Here is a 25,509-nt window from a genome sequence, read left to right on the forward strand (position 1 = left end):
GAAAATTGGCTATGACACGGATAGACGGGCGCGACTCAAGGTCGCGCAGGTGAATCAGCCGCGGTGTCGCGATTCCACTGCCTTGCGCAGGGTATCGATCAGAGCCTGGATACGGGCGTGCTGCATTTTCATCGAAGCCTTGTTGACGATCAGCCGGGAGGTGATGTCAGCGATGAAATCCTGGGGCTCCAGACCATTGGCCCGCAGGGTGTTGCCAGTGTCGACCACGTCGATGATCTTGTCCGCCAGGCCGATCAGCGGCGCCAGTTCCATCGAACCGTACAACTTGATGATATCGACCTGACGGCCCTGCTCGGCGTAATAACGCTTGGCAACGTTGACGAACTTGGTCGCCACGCGCAAACGCCCCTTGGGCTCCGACGCGCCTACTTTACCCGCGGTCATCAGCTTGCAGCGGGCAATCTGCAGGTCCAGGGGCTCGTACAGGCCCTGGCCGCCGTATTCCATCAGCACGTCTTTGCCGGCAACGCCCAGGTCGGCGGCGCCATGTTCCACGTAGGTCGGCACATCGGTGGCACGCACGATCAGCAAGCGCACATCGGCCTGGGTCGTGGGGATGATCAGCTTGCGGCTCTTGTCCGGATTCTCGGTCGGCACGATGCCCGCTTCAGCCAGAAGCGGCAGGGTGTCGTCAAGGATGCGGCCCTTGGACAGTGCGATGGTCAACATGGGAAACGTCAGTCCTTATCAAGGTACTCATGCCCGGTCGCAAGCGGCGCCGGACACACATCGAGGGCGCAAACACCCTCGACCTGAAACGAAATCAACGGGCACGTCCTTGTGCCCATGCAGCCGGAACTAGCCCGGTACGCGGCGGATCTTGGCGCCGAGCATCTGCAGTTTTTCCTCGATGCACTCGTAGCCACGGTCGATGTGGTAGATGCGGTCGATCAGGGTATCACCTTCGGCAACCAGGGCCGAGATCACCAGGCTGGCCGAGGCCCGCAGATCGGTAGCCATCACTGGCGCGCCCTTGAGCTTCTCGGTCCCCGTGACGATGGCCGTGTTGCCTTCGACCTGGATCTTGGCGCCCATGCGGTGCAGTTCGTAGACATGCATGAAGCGGTTTTCGAAGATCGTCTCGATCACCGCGCCCGTGCCTTCGGCAATGGCGTTGAGGGAGATGAACTGCGCCTGCATGTCGGTCGGGAACGCCGGATACGGTGCGGTCCGCACGTTGACGGCTTTTGGCCGCTTGCCGTGCATGTTCACTTCGATCCAGTCTTCGCCGCAGGTGACTTCGGCACCGGCTTCCTTGAGTTTCTCAAGGACGGCTTCAAGGATGGTCGGATCGGTGTCCTTGACCTTGACGCGGCCACCGGTGACGGCAGCGGCCACCAGATAGGTACCGGTTTCGATCCGGTCCGGCATCACTCTGTAGGTGGCCGAATGCAGGCGCTCGACGCCATCGATGGTGATGGTGTCGGTGCCGGCACCGCTGATCTTGGCGCCCATGGCGATCAGGAAGTTCGCCAAGTCGACCACTTCAGGCTCACGCGCGGCGTTTTGCAGCACGCTGCGGCCCCTGGCCAGTGCGGCGGCCATCATGATGTTCTCGGTACCGGTCACGCTGACGGTATCGAAGAAGAAGTGTGCGCCGCGCAAGCCCCCTTCCGGCGCCTTGGCCTTGATGTAGCCGCCTTCGACGTCGATCACCGCGCCCATGGCTTCAAGGCCGCGAATGTGCAGGTCCACCGGACGCGAGCCAATGGCACAACCGCCAGGCAAGGCAACTTCGGCTTCACCGAAACGGGCGACCATCGGGCCCAACACCAGGATCGACGCACGCATGGTCTTCACCAACTCGTACGGGGCGACCAGGGTCTTGATGGTGCGCGGGTCGATCTCGACGCTGAGCTTCTCGTCGATCACCGGCTCAATGCCCATGCGACCGAACAGCTCGATCATCGTGGTGATGTCGTGCAGGTGCGGCAGGTTGGCCACGGTCACCGGGCCATCGCACAGCAGAGTCGCGGCCAGGATCGGCAGGGCGGAGTTCTTTGCCCCGGAAATACGGATTTCGCCATCAAGACGAACGCCGCCGGTAATAATCAGTTTATCCATAAGAATCTCGAGGCCCTTGGGCTCAGGTGCGCTCGGCCCAGGCCGCGCTGCTGAAAAATTTCATCGTGACCGCGTGGATGCTGCCATCGGCGATCCATGGGTTCAAATGGGCATAGATGCTCTGCTGACGCTTCACTGGGCTCAACGCCGCCAGTTCATCGCTGATCACGTTCAACTGGAAGTTGCAGCCTTCGCCTTCAACTTCCACCTGCGTACCAGGCAGCTTTCCTTCTAGGAAGCTCTTCACTTCTACAGCCTGCATGCTCAACCTCAATCGGCGCCCTGTGCGCGCGGGTCGCACATCATACAAAAAAGCCCCGTGCCTGCGAACCCCGCGAAGCAGGACTCTGACGGGGGGACTTTTCCAACGATGTGGGTCAGGGGTGCGCCAACAACTCGGTCAGCTCGCTGACCTGGGCTATTTCACGCATGTCTTCGGGCATCCCACGGATGCTCCACATTTTGCCGGCAGCCTTGGCGTCCCGCATGAAGCACAGCAGCAGCGACAAGCCGACACTGCTGGACTTCTGCACCGCCGAACAGTCAATGACCACCTCGGCGGCACTGACGGACTTGATCAGCGCCTGACCCTGCTTGCGCAGAGCCGGGCCGGTGCGGTAATCCAGCACGCCACTGAGCATCAGCGTGCCAGCCTCATCCAGACGAACGGCCGACTCACTCACCGACTCGATCATTGTGCCTGCTTCTCTTTGGCGTCTTCGGCCACGTCCTTGGCCTTGGCGACCTCACCGGCCCAACCGTTGATGGTTTTGTCCAGGTCGTTGCCATTGCGCTGCATCGCGTCGGAGAACTGATCACGGAACAGCTTGCCGATGTTGATGCCATTGATGATCACGTTGCGCACCTTCCACTCGTCGTTGATTTTCTCGAGTGTGTAGGAGACTGGGTAGATCGCGCCGTTGTTGCCCTTGACCTGCATATCGACGCTGGTGCGGTTGCCGTTTTCGTCCTTGGCCGGCGAAACCGTGATGCCCTGGTTGTTGTACTCAAGCAAGGCGTTGCCATAGAACTGCATCAGGCTGCGCTTGAAGTTCTCCTGGAAGCGGATCATCTGCGCCGGGCTCGCCTTACGCGAGTACTTGACGGTCATGATGCTCTTGGAGATGCCCTCGGCGTCCACCACGGGGCCGACGATGCCGTTCAGCGCATCATAGAACGCGCTGGGGTCCTGTTTGTATTTCTCTTTGTTGGCCGAAAGGTCTGCCAACAACCGGCTCGTCGTGTCCTGGATGATGTCATGGGCCGAAGGCGCAGCCACGGCGTTAGCCATCAGCGGCAGCGCCGCGAGCAACACCAACAGGCCACGTCGCAAGATAGAGATCATTCAAAAGCTCCTCATTTGGCGTCTTTGCTAACGGTATTGAGCAGGAATTTACCGATCAGGTCCTCAAGCACCAAGGAAGACTGCGTGTCGTGGATGACGCCACCGTCCTTGAGCACGGCATCGTCCCCACCCACGCTGATGCCAATGTATTTCTCCCCCAGCAGCCCAGCCGTGAGGATAGATGCAGTGGAATCAGTCGGCAGGTTATCCACACGCTTTTCCAACTGCAGCGTCACCCGACCGGTGAAATCCTCGCGATTCAGATCGATTGCCGTGACCTTGCCGATGGTGACACCGGCCATGGTCACCTTTGCTCTGACCGTCAAACCGGCGATATTGTCAAAATTGGCATAAAGTTTATAAGTATCGGTGCTTGCCGTCGGCGCCAATCCACTGACCCGCAGGGCCAGCAGCAGCAAAGCCAGGATGCCAGCCAGCAAGAAAAGGCCGACACCGATTTCCAGGGTGCGGTTTTGCATCAGAAATCTCCAAACATCAAGGCGGTCAGAATAAAGTCAAGGCCCAGGACCGCCAGCGAGGCGTACACCACGGTCTTGGTTGTGGCTCGGCTGATCCCCTCAGACGTGGGCTCACAGTCATAGCCTTGAAACACGGCGATCCAGGTCACGACGAAAGCGAATACGACACTTTTGATCACGCCATTGAGGACATCATCGAGGAAGTCGACGCTGTTTTGCATGTTCGACCAGTAGGAGCCCTCATAGACCCCCAGCCAGTCGACAGCCACCCATGAGCCGCCCCAAATCCCCACGACGCTGAAAATCATCGCCAGCACCGGCAGGGAAATGAAACCGGCCCACAGGCGCGGGGCAATGATGTACTTGAGCGGGTCGACACCGATCATTTCCAGGCTGGACAACTGCTCGGTGGACTTCATGTTACCGATTTCGGCCGTCAGCGCCGAACCGGCACGCCCGGCGAACAGCAGCGCGGTCACCACGGGGCCGAGCTCACGCAGCAGCGTCAACGCAACCATCTGCCCGACAGCCTGCTCCGAACCGTAGCTGGACAAAATGCTGAAGCCTTGCAGCGCCAGCACCATGCCAATGAAGATCCCGGAGACCACGATGATCACCAGGGACATCACGCCCACCGAGTGCAACTGCTTGACCAGCAGGCCAAAACCGCCGCCCGTCGAGTTGCGACCGAGCAAGGCGTGCATCAGGAACAGCGAGGAACGGCCCAGTACCGCCACCACATCGATGCCGGAGTGGCCAAACAGGCGAATTCTTTCCAACAGTGATTTCTTGCGCATCAGCGCTTCCCCAGCAGATCGGTACGGTAATCCGTGGCCGGGAAATGGAACGCCACCGGCCCGTCCGGATCACCCTTCATGAATTGGCGAATGCGCGGGTTGTCCGAGTCCTTCAGCTCCTGGGGCGTGCCCTGACCCAGTACCTGGCTATCGCCAACCACATAGATGTAGTCGGCAATGCTGGCGGTTTCGGCCAGGTCATGGGAGACCACGATGCTGGTGATGCCCAGCGCATCATTGAGCAGGCGGATCAGGCGCACGAGCACACCCATGGCAATCGGGTCCTGCCCGACGAAGGGCTCGTCGTACATGAGGATCTTCGGATCGAGGGCAATCGCCCGCGCCAACGCGACCCGACGCTTCATGCCGCCGGACAGCTCGTCGGGCATCAGGTCGAGGGCGCCACGCAGCCCAACGGCCTGCAACTTGAGCAGGACGATGTCACGGATCATCTCTTCCGGCAGGTCGGTATGGACCCGCAGCGGGAACGCCACATTCTCGAACACGTCGAGATCGGTAAACAGCGCACCACTCTGGAACAGCACCCCCATGTGCTTGCGCGCATCGAACAGGTCGCCGCGAGACAACTCGGGAAGATTCTGGCCATTGACCCAGACTTCGCCGGCGCTGGGGCGCAGTTGTGCCCCCATCAGCCGCAGCAGCGTGGTCTTGCCACACCCGGAAGGCCCCATGATGCCGGTGACCTTGCCGCGCGGAATGCGAATATCGATGTCATTGAAAATGCTGCGCGTCCCTCGCTTGAAGGACAGTCCCTTCAGCTCGACCGCGTAGGCGTTGTCGGCACTCATCTAAACTCCTTGCGATGCAGCCTCACATTCGAATGCCCAGGGCAGCCGACAAGCGGCGGTACCGCCGGGCACACAAACCGGCGGCGAACTATATCACTGCAACAGCCAAGCGCCCAAGGCCAACGCCCCGCCTGTTAAGCCTGGCTTAAGGTAAAAAGCCATATTTTATGTCGAACCTTGCGGCCCCTCGAACAAAGCATGACGAACTTACGTGAGGGAATTGTTCATTGCCGCTATAATCGCCGCCTTTTCATCGGGCTATACGATTTCTGACATGAGCCAATCCAGCGACCTGATTCAATCGGCACAACGTACCATCCGCCTCGAGCTTGAAGCCGTGCAAGGCTTGGTGCCCCATATCGACGCTGATTTCGTACGCGCCTGCGAGATGGTTCTGGCCGCCAAAGGCCGCGTGGTCGTGGTAGGCATGGGCAAGTCCGGGCACATCGGCAACAAGATCGCCGCCACCCTCGCCAGCACCGGCACCACGGCCTTTTTTGTCCATCCGGCCGAAGCCAGCCACGGGGACATGGGCATGATCACCCGGGACGACGTCATCCTGGCCCTGTCCAACTCCGGTTCCACCCATGAAATCATCACACTGCTGCCGCTGATCAAGCGCCTGGGCATCCAGTTGATCAGCATGACCGGTAACCCGGACTCGCCGCTGGCCAAGGCCGCCGAAGTCAACCTCAATGTTCATGTCGAACACGAAGCCTGCCCGCTGAACCTGGCACCGACCTCTTCCACCACCGCGGCCCTGGTCATGGGCGACGCCCTGGCCGTGGCGCTGCTGGAAGCCCGGGGCTTCACCGCGGAAGATTTCGCCTTTTCCCATCCGGGTGGCGCCCTCGGCCGTCGCCTGCTGCTGAAAGTCGAAAATGTGATGCACGCGGACCAGGCGTTGCCGCAAGTGCTGCGCGGCACGCTGCTCAAAGACGCACTCATGGAGATGACCCGCAAGGGCCTGGGCATGACGGTGGTCCTGGAGGCCGACGGCAAGCTCGCCGGGATCTTCACCGACGGCGACCTGCGCCGCACCCTGGACCGCACCATCGATATCCACAGTGCCACCATCGAGCAAGTCATGACGCCCCACGGCAAGACCGCCCGCGCCGAGATGCTCGCCGCCGAGGCCCTGAAAATCATGGAAGACCACAAAATCAGCGCCCTGGTGGTCGTCGACGACGAAGACCGTCCGGTGGGCGCCTTGAACATGCACGATTTGCTGCGTGCGGGAGTCATGTAAATGAACACAGACCTGTTGCAACGCGGTCAAGCCATCAAGTTGGCGGTATTCGACGTCGACGGCGTGCTGACCGACGGTCGCCTGTACTTCCTTGAAGACGGCAGCGAGTTCAAGACGTTCAACACCCTCGACGGCCAAGGCATCAAAATGCTGATGGCCGCCGGCGTGCAGACCGCTATCATCAGCGGCCGCAAGACCCCGGTGGTCGAACGGCGCGCGAAGAACCTCGGCATCGCGCACCTTTACCAGGGGCGCGAAGACAAACTGGTGGTGCTGGACGAGCTTCTGGGTCAACTCAACCTAAGCTATGAACAGGTAGCCTACCTCGGTGACGACCTGCCAGACCTGCCGGTGATTCGCCGGGTCGGCCTGGGCATGGCGGTCGCCAATGCGGCCAGCTTCGTCCGCGAGCACGCCCACGGCGTCACCACGGCGCGAGGCGGCGAAGGTGCGGCCCGCGAATTCTGTGAACTGATCCTGCGCGCCCAGGGCCACCTTGAAGCGGCCAACGCCGCGTACCTGTGAGCCATTTATGCTGAGCAAGAAAATTCGCACCATCGTGGTGTTCGGCTGTATCGCGGCGATTTTCGCGGCGGTGGGCTACTGGAACATCAGCCCCGAACGGTTTCTCGACCGGCCTGCCGCCCAGATCGAGGAAAAGATCGACTGGTACGCGACCAACACGCATACCCTGCAGTACCTGCCCGACGGCAAAGTGCAATATGAGATGACGTCCGACAAGGTCGACCACGTCAAGGCCACTGACATTACGCTGGTCACCAAGCCCGACCTGAACATGTTCCGCGGCACCGAGTTTCCTTGGCATGTGCAGAGCGAGCACGCCGAAGTCAATTCCGGCGGCACCGAAGTCGAACTGATCGACTCGGTGCGCATCGCCCGAACCGACGAGAAAAACCGTACAACCATCATCACCAGCACGCGCATGACCGTGTTCCCACAGCAAGAATATGCGCAGACCGAGCAACCCGTTAGAATCGACGGCGCCGGGGGTGTATCGACCGGCACGGGAATGAAAGCGTATTTGAAGGAAAGCAGGATACACCTGCTATCGAACGTAAGAGGACAGTATGAAGCTCGCTAAAACCCTCCCTATTTTGCTCAGTCTGGGCGCAGCACTGGGAAGCGCGAGCGCCTGGGCTCTTCCCGACGACCGTAACCAGCCTATCCGCATCCAGGCCGACGATGCCCAGCTCGACGACAAGAATGGCGTCGCCACCTATAAAGGCGACGTGATCATCACCCAGGGCTCGATGAAGGTCACCGGCAATACCGTGACCATCACCCGCACCTCGTCCGGCGACATCGACGTAGTAACCTCGGTGGGCAACCTGGCCTATTTCGAACAGATGCAAACCGCAGGCGATACCAAACCTGTACAGGGCTACGGGGTAACCATCCAGTACCACGCCGCCAAGGATCGCGTAGTCCTGATCGACCGCGCCAAGGTCATCGACAAGGACAACAACGTGACCCAAGGCGAGAAAATCGTCTACGACACCAACAAGAAACTCGCCAGCGCCGGTCGCGCCACCGGCAGCAAGGTGACCGAGTCGCGTCCGCGGATCGACATGGTGATCCAACCGAAAAAGAAAACCGACGAGCAGAAGGCCCAGTAATGGCAACTCTGAAAGCTCAGCACCTGGCCAAGAGCTACAAGAGCCGTCAAGTCGTGCGTGATGTCAGTCTGTCCATCGACAGCGGCCAGATCGTCGGCCTGCTCGGCCCCAACGGCGCGGGCAAGACCACCTGCTTCTACATGATCGTCGGCCTGGTCCAGGCCGACCAGGGTCGCGTGCTGATCGACGACCTGGACGTCAGCCACCAGCCGATGCACGGCCGGGCGAAGGCAGGTATCGGCTATTTACCGCAAGAAGCGTCGATCTTCCGCAAACTTTCGGTTGCCGACAACATCATGGCGATCCTCGAGACCCGCAAGGAACTCGACAAGGCCGGTCGTCGCCAGGAGCTGGAAAGCCTGTTGCAGGAATTCCACATCAACCACATTCGCGACAACCTGGGCATGAGCCTGTCCGGTGGCGAGCGGCGTCGCGTGGAAATCGCCCGCGCCCTGGCCACCGCACCGAAGTTCATCCTGCTCGACGAACCGTTCGCCGGCGTGGACCCCATTTCGGTGGGCGACATCAAGCAGATCATCCATCACCTCAAGGCCAAGGGGATCGGCGTACTGATCACCGACCACAACGTGCGCGAGACGCTGGATATCTGCGAAACCGCCTACATTGTCAATGACGGCCAGCTGATCGCCGAAGGTGACTCCGCAGCGATCCTGGCCAATGACCTGGTCAAGGAAGTGTACCTGGGCCATGAGTTCCGCCTGTAAGCACAAGTGTCTGGCGAATTGCCCGAGCGTCGTTTAATTTTATTATGGCGACGCTCTAGGCAAACACTTCAGTTTCAGGCATATAATTTGCTTAAGTTTGGCGCTTCGGCGCCCTGTAGTGGATGGCGCATGTGCGCCGGCGAATAAGGTGTTAAGCCCCTGCCATGAAACCATCGCTAGTCTTGAGAATGGGCCAGCAGCTGACGATGACACCGCAGCTGCAACAGGCCATCCGCCTGCTCCAATTGTCGACCCTGGACCTGCAACAGGAAATCCAGGAGGCCCTGGAGTCCAATCCGATGCTCGAACGCCAGGAAGAAGGCGACGACTTCGACAACACCGACCCGCTGGCCGACAACGTCGAGCAGAAGACCAATACCGAAATCCCGGAACCGGCCTACCAGGAAGCCGCCCCGACGGTGGACAACCTCGAGGACGGCGAATGGAACGAACGCATCCCCAACGAACTGCCCGTGGACACGGCCTGGGAAGACGTCTACCAGACCAGCGCCAGCAGCCTGCCAAGCAGCGATGACGACGAGTGGGACTTCACCACCCGCACCTCCGTTGGCGAAAGCCTGCAAAGCCACCTGCTGTGGCAGCTGAACCTGGCGCCGATGTCAGACACCGATCGCCTGATCGCTGTGACCCTGATCGATTGCATCAACAACCAGGGCTACCTGGACGAGACCCTCGAAGAAATCCTGGAAGCCTTCGACCCCGAGCTCGACATCGAGCTGGACGAGATCGAAGCCGTCCTTCATCGCATCCAGCAGTTCGAACCGGCCGGCATCGGCGCCCGCAACCTGGGCGAGTGCCTGTTGCTGCAACTGCGCCAGTTGTCCGCCAAGACACCGTGGTTGGTCGAAGCCAAGCGGCTGGTCACCGATTACATCGACCTGCTGGGCGGCCGCGACTACAGCCAACTGATGCGTCGCATGAAGCTCAAGGAAGATGAGCTGCGCCAGGTCATCGAGCTGGTGCAGAGCCTCAACCCACGCCCTGGCTCGCAGATCGAATCCGCCGAACCTGAATACGTGGTCCCCGACGTGATCGTGCGCAAGCACAATGATCGCTGGCTCGTGGAGCTCAACCAGGAGTCGGTACCCAAGCTGCGGGTCAACGCCCAGTACGCCGGTTTTGTAAAGCGCGCCGACACCAGCGCCGACAACACCTTCATGCGGAATCAGCTGCAGGAAGCGCGCTGGTTCATCAAGAGCCTGCAAAGCCGCAACGAAACCCTGATGAAAGTGGCCACCCAGATCGTCGAGCATCAGCGCGGCTTCCTGGAGTACGGCGATGAAGCAATGAAACCGTTAGTCCTGCATGACATTGCCGAGGCAGTGGGCATGCACGAGTCGACGATTTCCCGGGTAACCACCCAGAAATTCATGCATACCCCTCGGGGCATCTATGAATTGAAATACTTTTTCTCCAGCCACGTCAGCACCTCCGAAGGCGGCGAATGCTCGTCCACGGCCATCCGCGCGATCATCAAAAAACTGGTGGCTGCGGAAAATCAGAAAAAGCCGTTGAGTGACAGCAAGATCGCTGGTTTACTGGAGGCACAAGGCATTCAGGTGGCCCGCCGCACCGTCGCCAAATACCGCGAATCCCTCGGGATCGCGCCTTCGAGCGAACGCAAGCGGTTGATGTAACGAGCCACGCCACAGCGTTCCAGTGGCAGGCATTTCTGCCTGCCGCTTTATGCACTGGCAACGAAGGAGAAGCTGTATGCAAGTCAACATCAGTGGACACCAACTGGAAGTGACCGACCCCCTGCGCACCTACATCGGCGAAAAACTCGACCGATTGGAGAGGCATTTCGACAAGATCACCAACGTGCAAGTCACGATGAACGTCGAGAAACTGCTGCAGAAAATCGAAGCCACGCTGCATATCCCCGGCGGAGAAGTGGTTGCCAACGCAGAGCACACAGACATGTATGCCGCGATTGACCTGCTGACCGACAAGCTGGATCGCCAACTCAAAAAGCATAAGGAAAAGACCCAGAGCCTCCTCCAGGGCGCAACCGGTCGTTAACCCCCCCAATCCATGATCCGACTAGAAACCATCCTGACCCCCGGCCGTTCCCAGGTGAACGCGCCGGGCGGCAGTAAAAAGAAAGCCCTCGAACACATTGCCAACCTGATCCACCGCGAGGTGCCGGATCTGGAAATGCAGGACGTCTTCGAGGCCCTTGTTGCCCGTGAAAAACTCGGTTCCACCGGTTTTGGCAACGGCATCGCCATTCCCCACTGCCGTCTCAAGGGTTGTGCCGCGCCGATCAGCGCGCTGTTGCACCTTGAAACCGCTATAGATTTCGACGCCATCGACGGCGCCCCGGTCGACCTGCTGTTTGTATTGCTGGTACCGGAAGCGGCGACCGATGCGCACCTCGAGCTGCTGCGCCAGATCGCTAGCATGCTGGACCGCAAGGAAGTGCGCGAAAAACTGCGCAGCGCACCGAGCAACGAAGCGTTGTACCAGGTTGTCCTGGACGAGCAGAACGGTCATTAAAAATGCGCATGATCATTGTCAGTGGCCGCTCCGGCTCCGGTAAAAGTACAGCCCTCGCCGTGCTTGAGGACAGCGGCTACTATTGCATCGACAATTTGCCCGCCGGCCTGCTGCCGGAACTGGCCGAGCGTGCCCTGATCCACACCGAGCTGGCGCAGCCACTGGTGGCGGTGTCCATCGATGCGCGTAACCTGCCAAGCCACCTGTCGCGTTTTCCTGAACTGCTCAAGGAAGTGCGCAGCCGGCATATCCAGTGTGACGTGCTGTACCTGGATGCCGATGAAGAAACACTGCTCAAGCGTTTTTCCGAAACCCGCCGGCGCCACCCACTGAGCAATGCCAACCGCTCCCTGGCCGAAGCCATCGAGGATGAAAGCCAGCTATTGGGGCCAATCGCTGACCTGGCAGACCTGAAGGTCAACACCACGCACCTGAACCTGTATCAGTTGCGCGACACGATCAAGCTGCGCCTGCTCAACCAACCCGAGCCGGGTACAGCGTTCCTGGTGGAGTCGTTCGGTTTCAAGCGTGGCATGCCCGTAGACGCCGACCTGGTGTTCGATGTGCGCTGCCTGCCCAATCCTTATTGGAAACCGGAATTGCGCGAGCAGTCCGGGCTCGACCAGCCGGTGATCGACTACCTGGCCGCCCAGCCGGATGTCGAGGAAATGTATCAGGACATCTCCAGCTACCTGCTCAAATGGCTGCCCCGCTTTGCCGCGAGCAACCGCGCCTATGTCACGATCGCCATCGGTTGTACCGGCGGCCATCACCGCTCCGTCTACCTGACCGAACGTCTGGGGCAACTCCTGCAACAATCCCTGAAGAACGTCCAGGTTCGCCACCGCGACCTCAGCTAAAGGATTCACATCGCGATGCCTGCTCAGGAAATTGAAATCATCAACAAGCTGGGTTTGCATGCCCGAGCGTCGGCCAAGTTCGTCGGAGTCGCGGGCCAGTTCAAGGACACCACCATCAGGGTTGGCCGGACACCCGAAACCGCAATTGACGGTAAAAGCATTATGGCGATGATGATGCTCGCTGCCGGCAAGGGCACCAGGATCCACCTGCACACCGAAGGTGAAGAGGCGCAGGAAGCGCTGGACGCCCTGGTGGACCTGATCAACAGATACTTCGACGAAGGCGAATAACTGCCCCAAACCCGAGGCGAGCAGCTCCCGCGGGACTGCATGTCGGAGTTGCCGAAGGCTGCGATCTTTTGATCTTGATCTTTCACTCCTGACTCAATGGGGGGTGGAAGGATCGCAGCCTCGTTGCACTCGACAGCTCCTACACAACTCCAACGGCGCAGCCAAGCGAAGCGCCCTCGCCCCTTAAGCTCCAGACCCCGCGTTTTTTTTGCATCACGCCAACGCCGTATCCAACACCATCATCAGGCAAAAACCCACCAGCAGCCCCAGGCTCGCCAGTTTCTCGTGACCATTGCGGCGAGATTCGGGAATGACTTCGTGAGTCACCACCAGCAACATCGCCCCGGCCGCCGACGCAAGGCCCAGAGGCAAGAGCATCTCGGCCAGGCTCACCAACCAGGCGCACAGCAGCGCGAACACGGGTTCGACCAGCCCTGACGCCGCGCCAATCAAGAACGCCTTGGCCCGCGACATCCCCGCCGTAGCCAGCACCAGCGCGATCACCAGCCCTTCGGGTACATCCTGCAAGGCGATGCCCATCGCCAGGCTATCGGCATCCGGCATGCCGCCGCCCGCCGACACCCCCACTGCCATGCCTTCGGGAATGTTGTGGGCAATGATGGCAAACACAAACAACCAGATCCGCGCCGCAATGATCGGGCGACCTGGCACCGCGACCCGCCTTTCGGGGCTGGCCGAGACCTTGCGGTCCACCAGATACAGCCCGAATGCTCCCAATAGAATGCCGAAACTGATAAGACCGCTGGCCGCCCAAGGCGTTAACCCCAATTGTTCGGCTGCGGCAATGCCTGGCACGATCAGCGAAAACGCCGTCGCCGCGAGCATCACCCCGGCACCGAAGCCCAGCAGTGAATCGCTAACCACCTGGGGCATGCGCCGGATGACCAACACCGGCACCGCCCCCAGCGCGGTGCCCAAGGCGCAGAGCCCGCCGCCCTCGAGCGCGCGCAACAACCTGGGGTCCAGGTCCAACCAAGCCAGGCCCTGCGCCGCCAACAACGTCATCCCGGCCAACAGCAACAGCGATCCCAAGGCATAGCGGAACATCCGTCCGCTTCCAATCGCCAGTGTTTGAGTATCCATAGTCAGCCTTGAGTTGCTTTCACGAAGGACTCGAAGCCAACGCAACCTGGTAGCGCCGGGCGACCTCAGGCCAGTTGATCACGTTGTAGAAGGCACTGATGTATTCCGGACGACGGTTCTGGTAGCGCAGATAATAGGCGTGCTCCCAGACGTCCAGGCCAAGAATCGGTGTGTTGCCATTCATCAGCGGGCTGTCCTGGTTGCCGCTGCTTTCCACCACCAGGGTCTTTTGCGGGGTCACGCTCAACCAGGCCCAGCCACTGCCGAAACGGGTCAGCGCCGCTTTGGTGAAGGCTTCCTTGAAACCCTCGATACCGCCCAACTGCGCTTCGATTGCCGCCGCCAAGGCGCCATCGGGCTGGCCGCCGCCCCGGGGTGTCATCACTTCCCAGAACAGCGAATGGTTGGCATGACCGCCGCCCTGGTTGATCACCGCGGCCTGCAGGCTTGCCGGCAACTGCTCAACACTGGACACCAGTTTTTCGACGGGCCACCCGGCGTATTCGGTGCCGTCCACCGCTGCGTTGAGGTTATTGATGTAGGTCTGGTGATGCTTGGTGTAGTGGATCTCCATGGTTTGCGCATCAATGTGCGGCTCCAGGGCGTCATAGGTGTAGGGCAATGCAGGTAAGGTAAAAGCCATTTTCAATGAACTCCATGATGAAGAGGGGCATTGCGCTGCCGGGGCGTAGCGGCAGTGCAGTGCAGCAGGCGCTGGGTGCGTGGGTACTCACCGTGCTCGCTGATGAAATTCAGCAGTTCGACATAGGTCTTGTGGCTCTGACGCAGCGCGGCGGTGCGCAGGGCCGGCGCCAAGCGTTCGTCCTGCATCGCCTGCAACAACCTTTGGTGGATCGCACACAGATACTCGGCGCTCTCCTCCGGCTGGTTCAGGCGCAAGTGCAGGTCCGCCAGGTTGTGATGGGAGACGACACACGCGGCCACGGCTTCGTCGGCATCCGCCCAACGCTCGAACAACACCTGGGCCAGCGCCAGGGCTTGCAGGTAGGCTTCGCGGGCGTCTACCAACTCACCCAGCATGAAACAGCGATTGGCCCGTTCGATCGTACGTTTCCAGTGTTCCATGATGAGTCCTCCACACAGGTGCCGGGATTACACGCCGCCAGCGGTGAGCTTCTCCGGGTCCAGCAGGACTTCGAGTTCGCGGCGGGTCAGGTCGGTATGCTCCAGGGCGACATCGATGACCGGCCGGCCTTGCTGATAAGCCTTCTTGGCGATTTCAGCGGCCTTCTGGTAACCAATGATCGGATTCAGCGCGGTTACCAGGATCGGGTTGCGCGACAACGCTTCCTTGAGCTGAGCCTCGTTGACCCTGAAGCTGGCGATGGCCTTGTCCGCCAGCAAGCGGCTGGCAGTGGACATCAAGGCGATGCTGCTCAGCAGGTTCTGGGCGATGATCGGCAGCATCACGTTCAATTCGAAGTTTCCCGATTGACCGGCGATAGTAATCACCGTGTCGTTGCCAATCACTTGGGCCGCCACCATCGCGGTCGCTTCAGGAATGACCGGGTTGACCTTGCCGGGCATGATCGAGGAGCCCGGTTGCAAGCCTTCGAGCTCGATCTCGCCCAGGCCTGCCAGCGGCCCGGAATTCATCCAGCGCAGGTCGTTGGCGATTTTCATCAGCGACACGGCAGTGGTCTTGAGCTGCCCGGAAACCGCTACGGCGGTGTCCTGGGAGCCGATCAGCGCGAACAAATTCTTGCCCGGGGTGAATTGCACCTGGGTCAATTGCGTCAGTTGTTGGCTGAACAGCTCGGCGAAACGTGGATGGGCATTGACCCCGGTGCCGACCGCCGTCCCGCCCTGGGCCAGGGATTGCAGGCTCGGCAGCACATCCTCCAAGTGGTCGATATTGGCCTTGAGCTGTTGCGCCCAACCGTCAAGCACCTGGCTCAGGCGCACCGGCATGGCATCCATCAGATGGGTGCGACCCGTCTTGATGAATGGGTGAACCTCTGCGGCCTTGCGCTCGATCACCTGCACCAGGCGCAACAGCGCCGGCAGCAGTTGCTCACGCAAGGCCAGCGCAGCGCTGACATGAATGCTGGTGGGGATGATGTCGTTGCTGCTCTGGCCGCAATTGACGTGGTCGTTCGGATTGACCGTTTCCCCCAGCAGGCGACTGGCGAGGGTCGCGATCACTTCGTTGGCGTTCATGTTGGAGCTGGTGCCGGAGCCGGTCTGGAAGATGTCCACCGGAAAATGGTCCATGAAGCGGCCTTCGAGCAATCCCAGAGACGCATCGACGATGGCCTTGCCCTGGGCCGCGCTGATTTGTTCCAGCTCTACGTTGGCCCGGGCGGCGGCAGCCTTGGCCAGGATCAGGGCGCGGATGAACTGCGCCGGCATACACTGTCCGCTGACCGGAAAGTTGTTCACGGCGCGCTGGGTCTGGGCGCCATAGAGAGCATCCACCGGGACTTGCAGCTCGCCCATACTGTCGCGTTCGATACGGGTATTACTCATCGGGAGATCCTTGCACCAGTTCAATATGAGGAATCGACGGTTCCAAGGCGCAGGTCGCCAGCGCCCAGGCATGACCCTGCCAGCGCTTGAGGCGGCAGCGGCACAGTGATTGTTGTTCGAGCTCACGCAGAGGGCGCCAGGCCTGGTCGAGGCAGAGATTGCGCCAATGCCAGGGCAGCGCGACATCCGAGGCGGTGTCGAGCAGCAGCCGGAACGCGGTCTCGGAGATCATCCATGGCGAAGTGGCGGTGCAGCAGGCCAGATAGCGGCCCTCAGCCAGGTAGTGCTCGATCAACCGCGGCTCGTCCGGGTTCATCGCGCAACGGATCTGGCGGCTCATCCAGCGCCAGTTTTCAAGGCAGGGTTGTTCGTGCAAGGCAGAACTCATGACCGGGGCTCACTCGGTGAATGAGACTTATTATTAGATGATAATAATAACCAACACAACCACGAAGCAGCACAAATTCATCGTCGCGGTAGCGATTGCTCCCTCGGCACAGGGGTTTGTGAACACAAAAAAAGCGCGTCACCCGCGAGGATGACGCGCTTTTTCATGGCGACTGAGGTCAGCTACCCGCCACCGTCATTCGCTCGATCAGCACCGAACCGGTGCGGATGTTGCTGCGCAGTTCCAGATCGTTGCCCACCGCTACGATCTGCTTGAACATGTCGCGCATGTTCCCGGCGATGGTCACTTCCTGGACCGGGAACTGGATCTCGCCGTTCTCGACCCAGAAACCCGCCGCGCCGCGGGAATAGTCCCCGGTGACCATGTTCAGTCCGTGGCCCATCAGTTCGGTCACCAGCAGGCCCCGGCCCATGCGCCGCAGCAAGGCCGCCTGGTCTTCTTCACCATGGGTCACGAACAGGTTATGCACGCCACCGGCATTGGCGGTGCTCGGCATGCCGAGCTTGCGACCCGAATAGGTGCCGAGGATGTAGGACACCAACTCGCCGTTTTCCACGAACGGCTTGGCGTAAGTGGCCAGGCCGTCGCCGTCGAACGCCGAGCTGCCCATGGCCTGCATCAGGTGCGGACGCTCGTCGATAGTCATCCATTCCGGAAACAGTTTCTGGCCCAACGCGCCCTCGAGGAACGACGACTTGCGGTACAGGTTGCCGCCGGACACCGCCGACAGGAAGCTGCCGAACAGGCCGCCGGCCAGCTCGGCCGAAAACAGCACCGGAACCTCACAGGTTGGTACCGGCCGCGCGCCCAGGCGACTGGCCGCCCGTTGCGCGGCTTTCTGGCCAATACTTACCGGGTCCGCCAGCAAGGTGCCCTGGCGGTTCACGTCGTACCAGTAATCGCGCTGCATCTGGCCGTTGGCTTCGGCGATCATCACGCAACTGAGGCTGTGGCGGGTCGATGCATAACCGCCGATGAAACCGTGGCTGTTGCCATAGACCCGGCAGCCCTGGTGGGTATTGAGCGTCGTACCGTCGGCGTTCTTGATCCGGCTGTCAGCCTCGAATGCCGCGGCTTCGCAACGCAGTGCCTGTTCGATCGCCTGCTCGGGGGTGATGTCCCAGGCGTGGAACAGGTCGAAGTCCCGCTGTTCCTTGCACATCAGCGCGGCATCAGCCAGGCCCGAGGCTTCGTCTTCGGAGGTGTGCTTGGCAATCGCCAGTGCCGCGGCGACGGTCTCGCGAATGGCCTCCGGACCGCTTGCCGAAGTGCTGGCCGACCCCTTGCGCTGGCCCACGTACAAGGTGATGCCAAAGCCCTGGTCGCGATTGAACTCGACAGTTTCCACCTCGCGCTGGCGCACCGACGTCGACAGCCCCTGCTCCAGGGACACCGCTACTTCACAGGCACTGGCGCCCTGGCGCTTGGCCTCGGCAAGGATCTGCTCAACTTGCTCCTGCAGTGCCGGCAATGCTTGCGGGCCGACGCTTTGAACTGCACTCATGGTGTTCTCCACTAAAATTCTCTTTTCGGTGATGGCCATCGAGCGACCGGGCCGGACAAGCGGCCCCCGACTGGTTATCATGGCGGCGTTTCTTTGCGGACTGCCACCATGGTTGATTCTTACGACGACTCCCTCTACGAGGGTGAAAAAAGCAAATCCCAGGTCAAACGCGAGCTGCATGCTCTGGTTGACCTCGGCGAGCGCCTGACAACACTCAAGCCTGACTTGCTGGCCAAACTGCCTTTGACCGACGCCCTGCGTCGGGCCCTGGCCGATGCGCCCAAGCACACCGCGAATATCGCGCGTAAACGGCACCTGCAATTCATCGGCAAACTGATGCGCGATCAGGACACTGACGCCATCCTGGTCCTGCTCGATCAACTCGATGCCTCCACCCGGCAGTACAACGAACGTTTCCACAACCTGGAGCGCTGGCGCGATCGCTTGATCGCAGGCGACGACGGCACCCTGGAAAAATTCGTCATCGACTACCCGGAGGCCGATCGTCAGCAATTGCGCTCCCTGATCCGTCAGGCCCAGCACGAACTGGCGCAGAACAAGCCACCGGCCTCGAGCCGTAAAATCTTCAAGTACATCCGTGAGCTGGACGAAACCCAACGCGGCCTGCGCTGAGTTCCATCCGCTCTGTAGGAGCTGCCGCAGGCTGCGATCTTTTGATCTTTTGATCTTTTGATCTTTTGATCTTTTGATCTTTTGATCTTTTGATCTTTTGATCTTTTGATCTTTTGATCTTTTGATCTTTTGATCTTTCGCTTGAGATTCAAGTGGCAGGGGAAAGATCGCAGCCTCGTTGCACTCGACAGCTCCTACACAGCTCCTGCACGGCTCCTACACAGCTTCTACAGGGTTCCTACAGAGATCGTGTACATGCTTATGCGCCCGTGCCACCCACGGTAATCGCATCGATCTTCAGGGTCGGCTGGCCGACGCCCACCGGCACCGATTGCCCGTCCTTGCCGCACGTGCCCACACCGCTGTCCAGCGCCAGGTCGTTACCGACCATCGACACCTTGCTCATCGCCTCCGGCCCATTGCCGATCAGGGTCGCGCCCTTGACCGGTGCGGTGATCTTGCCGTCTTCGATCAGGTAGGCCTCACTGGTGGAGAACACAAACTTACCGCTGGTGATGTCCACCTGGCCGCCGCCGAGGTTGGCGCAATAGATGCCTTTTTTCACCGAGGCGATGATTTCCGCCGGATCGCTCTGGCCACCGAGCATGTAGGTGTTGGTCATGCGCGGCATCGGCAGGTGCGCGTAGGACTCACGGCGACCGTTGCCGGTACGGGCCACGCCCATCAACCGGGCGTTGAGCTTGTCCTGCATGTAGCCCTTGAGCACGCCGTTCTCGATCAGCGTGGTGCATTCGGTCGGGGTGCCTTCATCGTCGACGCTCAGGGAGCCACGACGCCCGGCCAGGGTGCCGTCATCGACAATGGTGCAGAGTTTCGAGGCGACCATTTCCCCCATGCGCCCGCTGTAGGCCGAACTGCCCTTGCGGTTGAAATCGCCTTCCAGGCCGTGGCCGACTGCTTCGTGCAGCAGCACGCCGGACCAACCGGACCCCAGCACCACCGGCAATGTACCTGCCGGGGCCGGAATGGCTTCGAGGTTGACCAGCGCCTGGCGCAGCGCTTCGCGGGCGTAGCCCATGGCGCGGTCTTCGCTGAGGAAATACCGGTAGTCGGTGCGCCCGCCGCCGCCATGGCCGCCGCGCTCACGGCGACCGTTCTGCTCGACGATCACGCTGACGTTGAACCGCACCAGCGGCCGCACGTCCGCCGCCAGGCCGCCGTCGGTGGAAGCCACCAGGATCCGTTCCCAGACCCCGGCCATGCTGACCGACACTTGCTGGATGCGCGGGTCGAGGGCACGGGTAGCGACGTCGATGCGCTTGAGCAGCTCGACTTTTTCGGCGCGGCTCATGACTTCAAGGGGGTTATCCGGCGCATACAACTGCGCCACGTCCTGGCTGCTGAACGCCTGGACCGTGCCGTTCTGCCCGGCGCGGGAGATCGAGCGGGCCGCACGGGCAGCAGCGCCGAGGGCTTCGAGGGTGATGGCGTTGCTGTAGGCAAAACCGGTCTTTTCCCCGGACTGGGCGCGCACGCCCACGCCCTGGTCGAGGTTGAAACTGCCTTCCTTGACGATGCCGTCTTCCAGCGACCAGGACTCGGAGATCTGCCCCTGGAAATACAGGTCGGCCGCATCGATGCCCGGGCCGGCCAGGTCGCCCAGCACGCCTTGCAGGCTTTCGAGGGTCACGCCGCCGGGGGCTAGAAGGTGTTCACTGACTGAGGACAACAACCCGCTCATATGATTTACGCCTTGAATTCGTCGTCTTGGACAGGCCGCTGTCGAGCGCCCTGCGAGAAAAAGCGCCGATGGCTGGCCACCGGCATGCGCGCCCGGATGGACGCCTGTTCGCTGCTGTCGCGCTCGGCCAGCAGCACGGCCTCACCTTGATCCTGTTGCGCCAGCACACGGCCCCATGGGTCGACAATCGCGGCGTGGCCAAAGGTTTCCCGCGGCCCCGGATGCACGCCGCCCTGGGCGGCCGCCAGCACGTAGCACTGGGTCTCGATAGCCCGGGCGCGGATCAGCACCTCCCAATGGGCCGCACCGGTTACCGCGGTAAACGCCGACGGCGCCGCGATCAGTTCGGCCCCGGCAGCCCGCAGCTCGCTGTAGAGCTCCGGGAACCGCAAGTCATAACAGACCGTCAGGCCCACCCGACCCACGGGGGTATCGGCAACCACCACGTTGGCGCCATAAGCATAGTCATCCGACTCGCGATAGCGCCCGCGATTGTCCGCCACATCGACATCGAACAGGTGCAGCTTATCGTAGCGCGCCACGATCTGGCCTTGATCGTCGACCAGCAACGAACAGGCATGGGACCTGGCCTCGGGCTGGTCCACCGGTGGCAACGGCAATGTGCCGGCCACAATCCATAACTTGAGGTCTCGCGCGACCTGTTTCAACCAGGGCAGGATAGGTCCCTGACCAAAGGCTTCGGCTCGACCGATATCGGCAATGTCCCGCCGTCCCATCGCGGCAAAATTCTCCGGCAGCACGGCCAGCCTGGCGCCGCCTGCGGCAGCCTGCTCCAGCAGCACATGGGCGCGGGCCAGGTTGGCGAGCACATCGCGTTGGCTGACCATTTGAATCACTGCGACTGGCATGAAGCTTCCCTCTTTTTATCCTCGCCGGAGGCGGCTGTGGGAGCGAAGCTTGCTCGCGATGAGGCAGGTACATCCAACATACAGGCTGGCTGAAACACCGCAATCGCGAGCAAGCTTTGCCCCCACAGGCCCGCTCCCACAAGGGAGTTGGCGTCGAACTGTCAAAACGGCTTGTCGAAGGTAATCTTCGGCTCTTTCCACGGCCCCTTGACGTCGTATCTTACGCTGGCAAAGCGCGCTACACGGTCACCGATCAGTTTGTCGATCAGAAACAGCGCCCCACCCACCGCCGGTGCGCCAACGATCAGCGCGGCGATCGGCAGGTTGTTGGTCACCGGCAGCGTCACCAGCAGCTTGGCATCGACTCGGTCGGCCACCATGTCCAGCGTGCCATTGAGTTCCAGGTTGCTCGACGGCCCGGTCAGGGTAATGGGTTCGCGGGTCACGTACACACCGTCGCTCGCCACCAGCAGCCCTTTGACCCGGTCGTAACTCAGGCCCTTGCTGAACAGGTCGGAGAAGTCCAGGCGCAAGCGGCGGCCGATGGAGTTGAAGTTCAACAGGCCAAATACCCGTAGCGCCTGGGCGCTACCTTCCACTTCGACAAACTGGCCCTTGCTCAGTGACGCGTCGAGGCTGCCAGAAAAGCGCTTGGTGGCAACCCACGCCGGCGAGCCGGGCCAGCGGCCGTCGACATCCAGGCGGAATGTCTGACTGGTCACGCTCCGGGCATAACCCCAGCCCTTGAGCACGTCACCCAGGTTCTTGCCGCCAATACGGCCGTTGTACCAACTGCTGGTGGAGCCGGGCGAACCCTCCCAACCACCACTGCCGTTCAACACCATGCCCTTGAGGCCCATGTCCAGATTGCTCAGCGCGATGCCCTTGGCGGTCGGTCGCACTTTCAACGACCACGCACCGATGAGATCAGGGCCCTGAAACAGTTGGTCGATGGCAATATCCATGGCCGGGATTTTGCCAGGATCGACCGACGCCAAAGGGTCCGGAGCGTTTTCATCCGCCTGGACCGTCGGATCTGTGGCCGGCAAGCGCACATAATCAAGCTTGATACCAATCGGGGTGGCCTTCGCATCCGGCAGGCTTACATCGCCCTTGGCCTGCTGACTGTTAAGCCGCAAGGCCCAGGCGTTCGGCTTGCGGTCCAGTTGCACCGACGCCTGGTCCAGGGTGGTGCCCATGGCCGTGAGCTTGCCAACGGTCAGATTGACGCTGCTCAGCAGTTGCTTGGCACTGCCGCCCGGATCCTGACCGACGTACTTGTTCACCAGGTCCTGCCAAGGACTCACGTCCAGTTCCGACAGCGTGCCGCGCAGTCGCAGCCCCTTGGCCCCAGGCAGAACGGCATCGCCGGCACCCAGCAACAATTCGCCGCGACCGTCGGCTAATTTGCCGCTCGGCGCGGCGTAAGTGAACCTGGCCAGGTTGCCATAATCGACCCAATAACGCCGCTCCGGCCCTTGCAGGGTCATTCGAAACACCGTGTCGCGTCCGACATTGGCGGCCATACCAAAGGGTGCCGGCAGGTCCAGTGCCACGCCCTTGAGGTTGGAACTGACTGACAACTGGCTGTCGGCGCCGTCGAGGATCACTTGCAACTGGTAGGGCACGACACCAGATACCGGCAACGGCTGGGTGACATTCAACCAACTGGTGAGTTTCTTGACCTCTACCTGCCCGGACGCGGCGACCCGGGTGTTGAGTGCTCCGGCGCGGCCCTCGGCGAAAATCTGCGCGGTCACGGGCCGGTCGAACGCCCGGGCACTGATGCCCTTGCCGCTCAGCCCCTTGTTGCTGTCGAAGCGGAAATCGCCCTTGAGCTGGGTCAGTTCCAGCAGCGGTTCGCTGAGTTTGAGACGGGCCTTGTCGGTGGCGAAGTCCACCAGAATCTTCGGTTGCTCGGCTTTGACCAGGGGGATGTCGAGCTTCACGCTGCCTTGCAGATCGCCCTCGCCTTCCCAGCCGGCGAAAGTCTCGGCGGTCCCGATCGGCGCGGTCTGGAGGATTTTCAGACCGTCGCCCAGCCCACCGGCGAACCCGCCGTCCAGCAGCAGATGAGAACTCTGCCCGCTGGGTACATGGGGAATGCTCACCGAAACATCCTTGACCTGGGTATCGAGCAATTGGCCTTGACTGGCGAAGATGCGTACGCCGCTGTCTTCGACGAAGACATCGCCGCTGACCTTGCTGACCGAAGGCCAGCCCGGCTGGAACGCCAGTTCGGCGTCATGCACCTTGAAAAACAGGCTGATACTGCGTGCCGCGTCCTCAGCACCGTGATTGAGCGAGCCTTGATACTGGAAAAAGCCCTCATCCACCGCACCCTTGACGATGGCCGTGCGCAGCCACTCATCCAGCGCCGGGCTGAGGACCGCCGGCAGGTACTTGGCGGTGTAGCGTCCGTCACCGTCCACCAGGCCGACCCGCAGGTCCATGTAGTCTTCCTGGCTGTGGTCGAAATGCAGACGGATCAGGAAGTCGCCGGCAATCCGGCCCTCCTCGCCCAGCACCTTCAAATACGGCGCGATCAGGGTGAAGCCTTGCTTGTCGAGCTTCCAGGTTAGCCGGGCGTTGGCCTGCAGGTACTGCCAGGGCTTGGCGAAAATCGGGTCCAGGTGCAGGGAAAAATCCTTGCTGTCCATGCGCAGCTCGCCGCCACCGAGGTCGCCGCTCAGGCTCCCCGATACATTGCGCGCAGCCGGGGCGCCGCGATAGGCATCAAAGCCCACGGTGTCCAGGTTGGTGGCGAAGCTGATTTTCTGGTCACCGGTGTTCTGCGGCCGGTAGTCCAGCAGCACGTTGCGCAGGGCACCGGTCACCTTGAGACGGTCGATGGTCGTCGCCAGGCCTTCGGGCAACGGTGCCAGGGCATTGAGTAAAGGCGTGAGCGGGGTCAAGTCGAGACGGTCGGCTTGCAGGTGCCAGCGCTCCTCGGCCTGTTCGGTGGCGGCACTCTGTTGCAGTTGCAGGCGTGATTCCCAGCGGGTTTCACCCAGGTTCATCGCCAGGGAATCGAAGGTCGCGGTAAACCCCTGGTCGCCACGCTGAAAATAGCCATTGAGCGCCAGGTTATGGATCTGCACCGGCTTGCGCTCGGCGTAAGCACCCAGGATGTCAGGAGCGTTCAAGCGCATGACCGCGCTTTGCAGCGTACCGCCGCCCCAACTCAGCCAGAACTCGCCACCGGCCTTGATCCGGGAAAAATTCCATTGCTGGGTCAGGCGTTTCGGCAGCCATTGTGACCAGTCGCTTTGCGGCAGGCTCAGGTACGCCTCGACCTGGCCATTCTTCCAATTACTGGCGCGGATACGGGTGCGCAGGTTGATCGCCACGGGCTGCCCGTCAGGCAGGGTCAAGCGGACCTCCAGCCGCTGGCGGGTGGCGCCGATGCGCAGGCTCAAACCGACGTAGGTGAGGGTCAGCGGTGGTTGCTCAAGGGGCTGCAAGGTCACTTGGCTATCGAGCACCGAGAGCTTGGAAACCACCTGCAGGCGCTCGAGCAGTTGCTGCGGATCGAGGGGCTGGTCCTCCTTCACCGGCAGGCCTTCCAGGGCCCACTTGCCGTCGGCGCCCTCCTTGAGGCTGATCTTCAGGCCGCTGACTTCCAAGTGGGCGATGCGCACCTGCCGCGCCAGCAGGCTGTCCCAAAGGTCTGGCACGGCTCGCACCTGATCCAGGTGCAAGGCGTTGGAGCCTTCACCGACCACCACGTCGCGCGCCGCCAGGATTGGCGACAGGGCGCTCCAACTACCGTCGAGGCTGCCGATGTGCACAGGCATGCCCAAGGCGGCGGCGGTCCGGGTCTCGACCTCGGCGCGATATTCGGCCACCAGCGGGATCAGCTCACGACCGAGGCTGACGTACAACGCCAGCAACACCAGCAGCAGCGCGCACAGCCCCAGCCCCCAGCGGGTCAGCGTCGCCGTCATGCGTGTCAGACGCTCCATGTCAGTAGGCTCCCCTGGCAAAGACAATCAAATCCG

The 25,509-nt window shown here is 61.4% G+C and carries 28 protein-coding genes; 11 read left to right on the plus strand and 17 right to left on the minus strand.

The annotated features are described in order from the left end of the window. Positions 1-54 precede the first annotated feature (54 nt). The 8 genes from hisG to AACY42_RS09905 form a co-directional block, all read right to left on the minus strand. On the minus strand, positions 55-690 hold the full coding sequence (hisG, locus tag AACY42_RS09870) for an ATP phosphoribosyltransferase (RefSeq protein ID WP_339478957.1): 636 nt from the start codon (positions 688-690) through the stop codon (positions 55-57). 129 nt (positions 691-819) lie between these two features. Continuing rightward, on the minus strand, positions 820-2,085 hold the full coding sequence (gene murA / locus AACY42_RS09875; RefSeq protein WP_339478958.1) for a UDP-N-acetylglucosamine 1-carboxyvinyltransferase: 1,266 nt from the start codon (positions 2,083-2,085) through the stop codon (positions 820-822). Between the two features lie 22 nt (positions 2,086-2,107). Beyond that, positions 2,108-2,347: a BolA family protein gene (locus tag AACY42_RS09880; protein ID WP_007953556.1), complete on the minus strand. Its 240-nt coding sequence runs from the start codon at positions 2,345-2,347 to the stop codon at positions 2,108-2,110. Between the two features lie 115 nt (positions 2,348-2,462). After that, the gene (locus AACY42_RS09885) at positions 2,463-2,768 is read right to left on the minus strand and encodes an STAS domain-containing protein (protein WP_339479193.1); all 306 of its coding nucleotides are present in this window, start codon (positions 2,766-2,768) and stop codon (positions 2,463-2,465) included. A gap of 8 nt (positions 2,769-2,776) precedes the next feature. Further along, positions 2,777-3,430 carry an MlaC/ttg2D family ABC transporter substrate-binding protein gene (locus AACY42_RS09890; RefSeq protein ID WP_339478959.1) on the minus strand — a complete coding sequence of 218 codons (654 nt, stop codon included), beginning with the start codon at positions 3,428-3,430 and terminating at the stop codon, positions 2,777-2,779. 11 nt (positions 3,431-3,441) lie between these two features. Further along, positions 3,442-3,909, minus strand: coding sequence for an outer membrane lipid asymmetry maintenance protein MlaD (mlaD, locus tag AACY42_RS09895; RefSeq protein ID WP_339478960.1), 468 nt, complete (start codon positions 3,907-3,909; stop codon positions 3,442-3,444). Next, complete coding sequence (gene mlaE / locus AACY42_RS09900; RefSeq protein ID WP_339478961.1) at positions 3,909-4,706, minus strand: lipid asymmetry maintenance ABC transporter permease subunit MlaE; 798 nt, start codon at positions 4,704-4,706, stop codon at positions 3,909-3,911. Before mlaE ends, mlaD begins: the two co-directional genes overlap by 1 nt. Further along, positions 4,706-5,515: an ATP-binding cassette domain-containing protein gene (locus tag AACY42_RS09905; protein ID WP_339478962.1), complete on the minus strand. Its 810-nt coding sequence runs from the start codon at positions 5,513-5,515 to the stop codon at positions 4,706-4,708. Before AACY42_RS09905 ends, mlaE begins: the two co-directional genes overlap by 1 nt. A 274-nt stretch (positions 5,516-5,789) precedes the next feature. Here AACY42_RS09905 and AACY42_RS09910 point away from each other — a divergent pair, with 274 nt between their 5' ends. From AACY42_RS09910 to AACY42_RS09955, 10 genes are all read left to right on the plus strand, one after another. Then, complete coding sequence (locus AACY42_RS09910; RefSeq protein ID WP_339478964.1) at positions 5,790-6,764, plus strand: KpsF/GutQ family sugar-phosphate isomerase; 975 nt, start codon at positions 5,790-5,792, stop codon at positions 6,762-6,764. Then, complete coding sequence (locus tag AACY42_RS09915) at positions 6,765-7,289, plus strand: KdsC family phosphatase (protein ID WP_339478966.1); 525 nt, start codon at positions 6,765-6,767, stop codon at positions 7,287-7,289. Between the two features lie 7 nt (positions 7,290-7,296). Beyond that, positions 7,297-7,866, plus strand: a complete 570-nt coding sequence (gene lptC, locus AACY42_RS09920; RefSeq protein ID WP_063322911.1) for an LPS export ABC transporter periplasmic protein LptC — start codon at positions 7,297-7,299, stop codon at positions 7,864-7,866. After that, positions 7,853-8,401, plus strand: a complete 549-nt coding sequence (lptA, locus tag AACY42_RS09925; RefSeq protein ID WP_339478968.1) for a lipopolysaccharide transport periplasmic protein LptA — start codon at positions 7,853-7,855, stop codon at positions 8,399-8,401. Before lptC ends, lptA begins: the two co-directional genes overlap by 14 nt. After that, a complete protein-coding gene (gene lptB, locus AACY42_RS09930) occupies positions 8,401-9,126 on the plus strand; it encodes an LPS export ABC transporter ATP-binding protein (protein WP_072346987.1) in 726 nt (241 codons plus the stop codon). Before lptA ends, lptB begins: the two co-directional genes overlap by 1 nt. Positions 9,127-9,290: 164 nt before the next feature. After that, on the plus strand, positions 9,291-10,784 hold the full coding sequence (locus AACY42_RS09935; protein ID WP_339478972.1) for an RNA polymerase factor sigma-54: 1,494 nt from the start codon (positions 9,291-9,293) through the stop codon (positions 10,782-10,784). Positions 10,785-10,860: 76 nt separating this feature from the next. Then, the gene (gene hpf, locus AACY42_RS09940; RefSeq protein ID WP_339478973.1) at positions 10,861-11,169 is read left to right on the plus strand and encodes a ribosome hibernation-promoting factor, HPF/YfiA family; all 309 of its coding nucleotides are present in this window, start codon (positions 10,861-10,863) and stop codon (positions 11,167-11,169) included. A gap of 12 nt (positions 11,170-11,181) precedes the next feature. Then, positions 11,182-11,646 (plus strand): PTS IIA-like nitrogen regulatory protein PtsN, encoded by a 465-nt coding sequence (ptsN, locus tag AACY42_RS09945; RefSeq protein WP_003197847.1) that lies wholly within the window; start codon positions 11,182-11,184, stop codon positions 11,644-11,646. A gap of 2 nt (positions 11,647-11,648) precedes the next feature. Further along, on the plus strand, positions 11,649-12,506 hold the full coding sequence (gene rapZ / locus AACY42_RS09950; protein ID WP_339478974.1) for an RNase adapter RapZ: 858 nt from the start codon (positions 11,649-11,651) through the stop codon (positions 12,504-12,506). A gap of 15 nt (positions 12,507-12,521) precedes the next feature. After that, positions 12,522-12,797, plus strand: a complete 276-nt coding sequence (locus AACY42_RS09955; protein WP_339478976.1) for an HPr family phosphocarrier protein — start codon at positions 12,522-12,524, stop codon at positions 12,795-12,797. A 213-nt stretch (positions 12,798-13,010) separates the two neighbouring features. On the opposite strand, the gene AACY42_RS09960 is transcribed toward AACY42_RS09955, so the two are convergent. The 6 genes from AACY42_RS09960 to pmbA form a co-directional block, all read right to left on the minus strand. Next, complete coding sequence (locus tag AACY42_RS09960; RefSeq protein WP_339478978.1) at positions 13,011-13,901, minus strand: ZIP family metal transporter; 891 nt, start codon at positions 13,899-13,901, stop codon at positions 13,011-13,013. Between the two features lie 19 nt (positions 13,902-13,920). Then, positions 13,921-14,544 (minus strand): superoxide dismutase, encoded by a 624-nt coding sequence (locus AACY42_RS09965; RefSeq protein WP_339478980.1) that lies wholly within the window; start codon positions 14,542-14,544, stop codon positions 13,921-13,923. 2 nt (positions 14,545-14,546) lie between these two features. After that, entirely contained in the window at positions 14,547-14,987 is a 441-nt protein-coding gene (locus tag AACY42_RS09970; protein ID WP_339478982.1) for a hypothetical protein, read from the minus strand. A gap of 27 nt (positions 14,988-15,014) precedes the next feature. Further along, the gene (locus AACY42_RS09975) at positions 15,015-16,391 is read right to left on the minus strand and encodes a class II fumarate hydratase (protein ID WP_339478984.1); all 1,377 of its coding nucleotides are present in this window, start codon (positions 16,389-16,391) and stop codon (positions 15,015-15,017) included. Next, the gene (locus AACY42_RS09980; RefSeq protein WP_339478987.1) at positions 16,384-16,779 is read right to left on the minus strand and encodes a FagA protein; all 396 of its coding nucleotides are present in this window, start codon (positions 16,777-16,779) and stop codon (positions 16,384-16,386) included. Before AACY42_RS09980 ends, AACY42_RS09975 begins: the two co-directional genes overlap by 8 nt. A gap of 178 nt (positions 16,780-16,957) precedes the next feature. Further along, positions 16,958-18,304 carry a metalloprotease PmbA gene (gene pmbA / locus AACY42_RS09985; RefSeq protein WP_339478989.1) on the minus strand — a complete coding sequence of 449 codons (1,347 nt, stop codon included), beginning with the start codon at positions 18,302-18,304 and terminating at the stop codon, positions 16,958-16,960. A gap of 108 nt (positions 18,305-18,412) precedes the next feature. Here pmbA and yjgA point away from each other — a divergent pair, with 108 nt between their 5' ends. Then, positions 18,413-18,937, plus strand: a complete 525-nt coding sequence (yjgA, locus tag AACY42_RS09990; protein WP_014336624.1) for a ribosome biogenesis factor YjgA — start codon at positions 18,413-18,415, stop codon at positions 18,935-18,937. Positions 18,938-19,196: 259 nt separating this feature from the next. Here yjgA and tldD read toward each other — a convergent pair whose 3' ends face one another. The 3 genes from tldD to AACY42_RS10005 all read right to left on the minus strand — a co-directional run bounded on the left by tldD (position 19,197) and on the right by AACY42_RS10005 (position 25,473). Beyond that, positions 19,197-20,639: a metalloprotease TldD gene (gene tldD, locus AACY42_RS09995; protein WP_003197828.1), complete on the minus strand. Its 1,443-nt coding sequence runs from the start codon at positions 20,637-20,639 to the stop codon at positions 19,197-19,199. 5 nt (positions 20,640-20,644) lie between these two features. Continuing rightward, positions 20,645-21,508, minus strand: coding sequence for a carbon-nitrogen hydrolase family protein (locus tag AACY42_RS10000; protein ID WP_339478991.1), 864 nt, complete (start codon positions 21,506-21,508; stop codon positions 20,645-20,647). Between the two features lie 161 nt (positions 21,509-21,669). Continuing rightward, on the minus strand, positions 21,670-25,473 hold the full coding sequence (locus tag AACY42_RS10005; protein WP_339478993.1) for a YhdP family protein: 3,804 nt from the start codon (positions 25,471-25,473) through the stop codon (positions 21,670-21,672). Positions 25,474-25,509 lie beyond the last annotated feature (36 nt).

Source organism: Pseudomonas sp. RL_5y_Pfl2_73, assembly GCF_963970515.1.
GTDB lineage: Bacteria > Pseudomonadota > Gammaproteobacteria > Pseudomonadales > Pseudomonadaceae > Aquipseudomonas.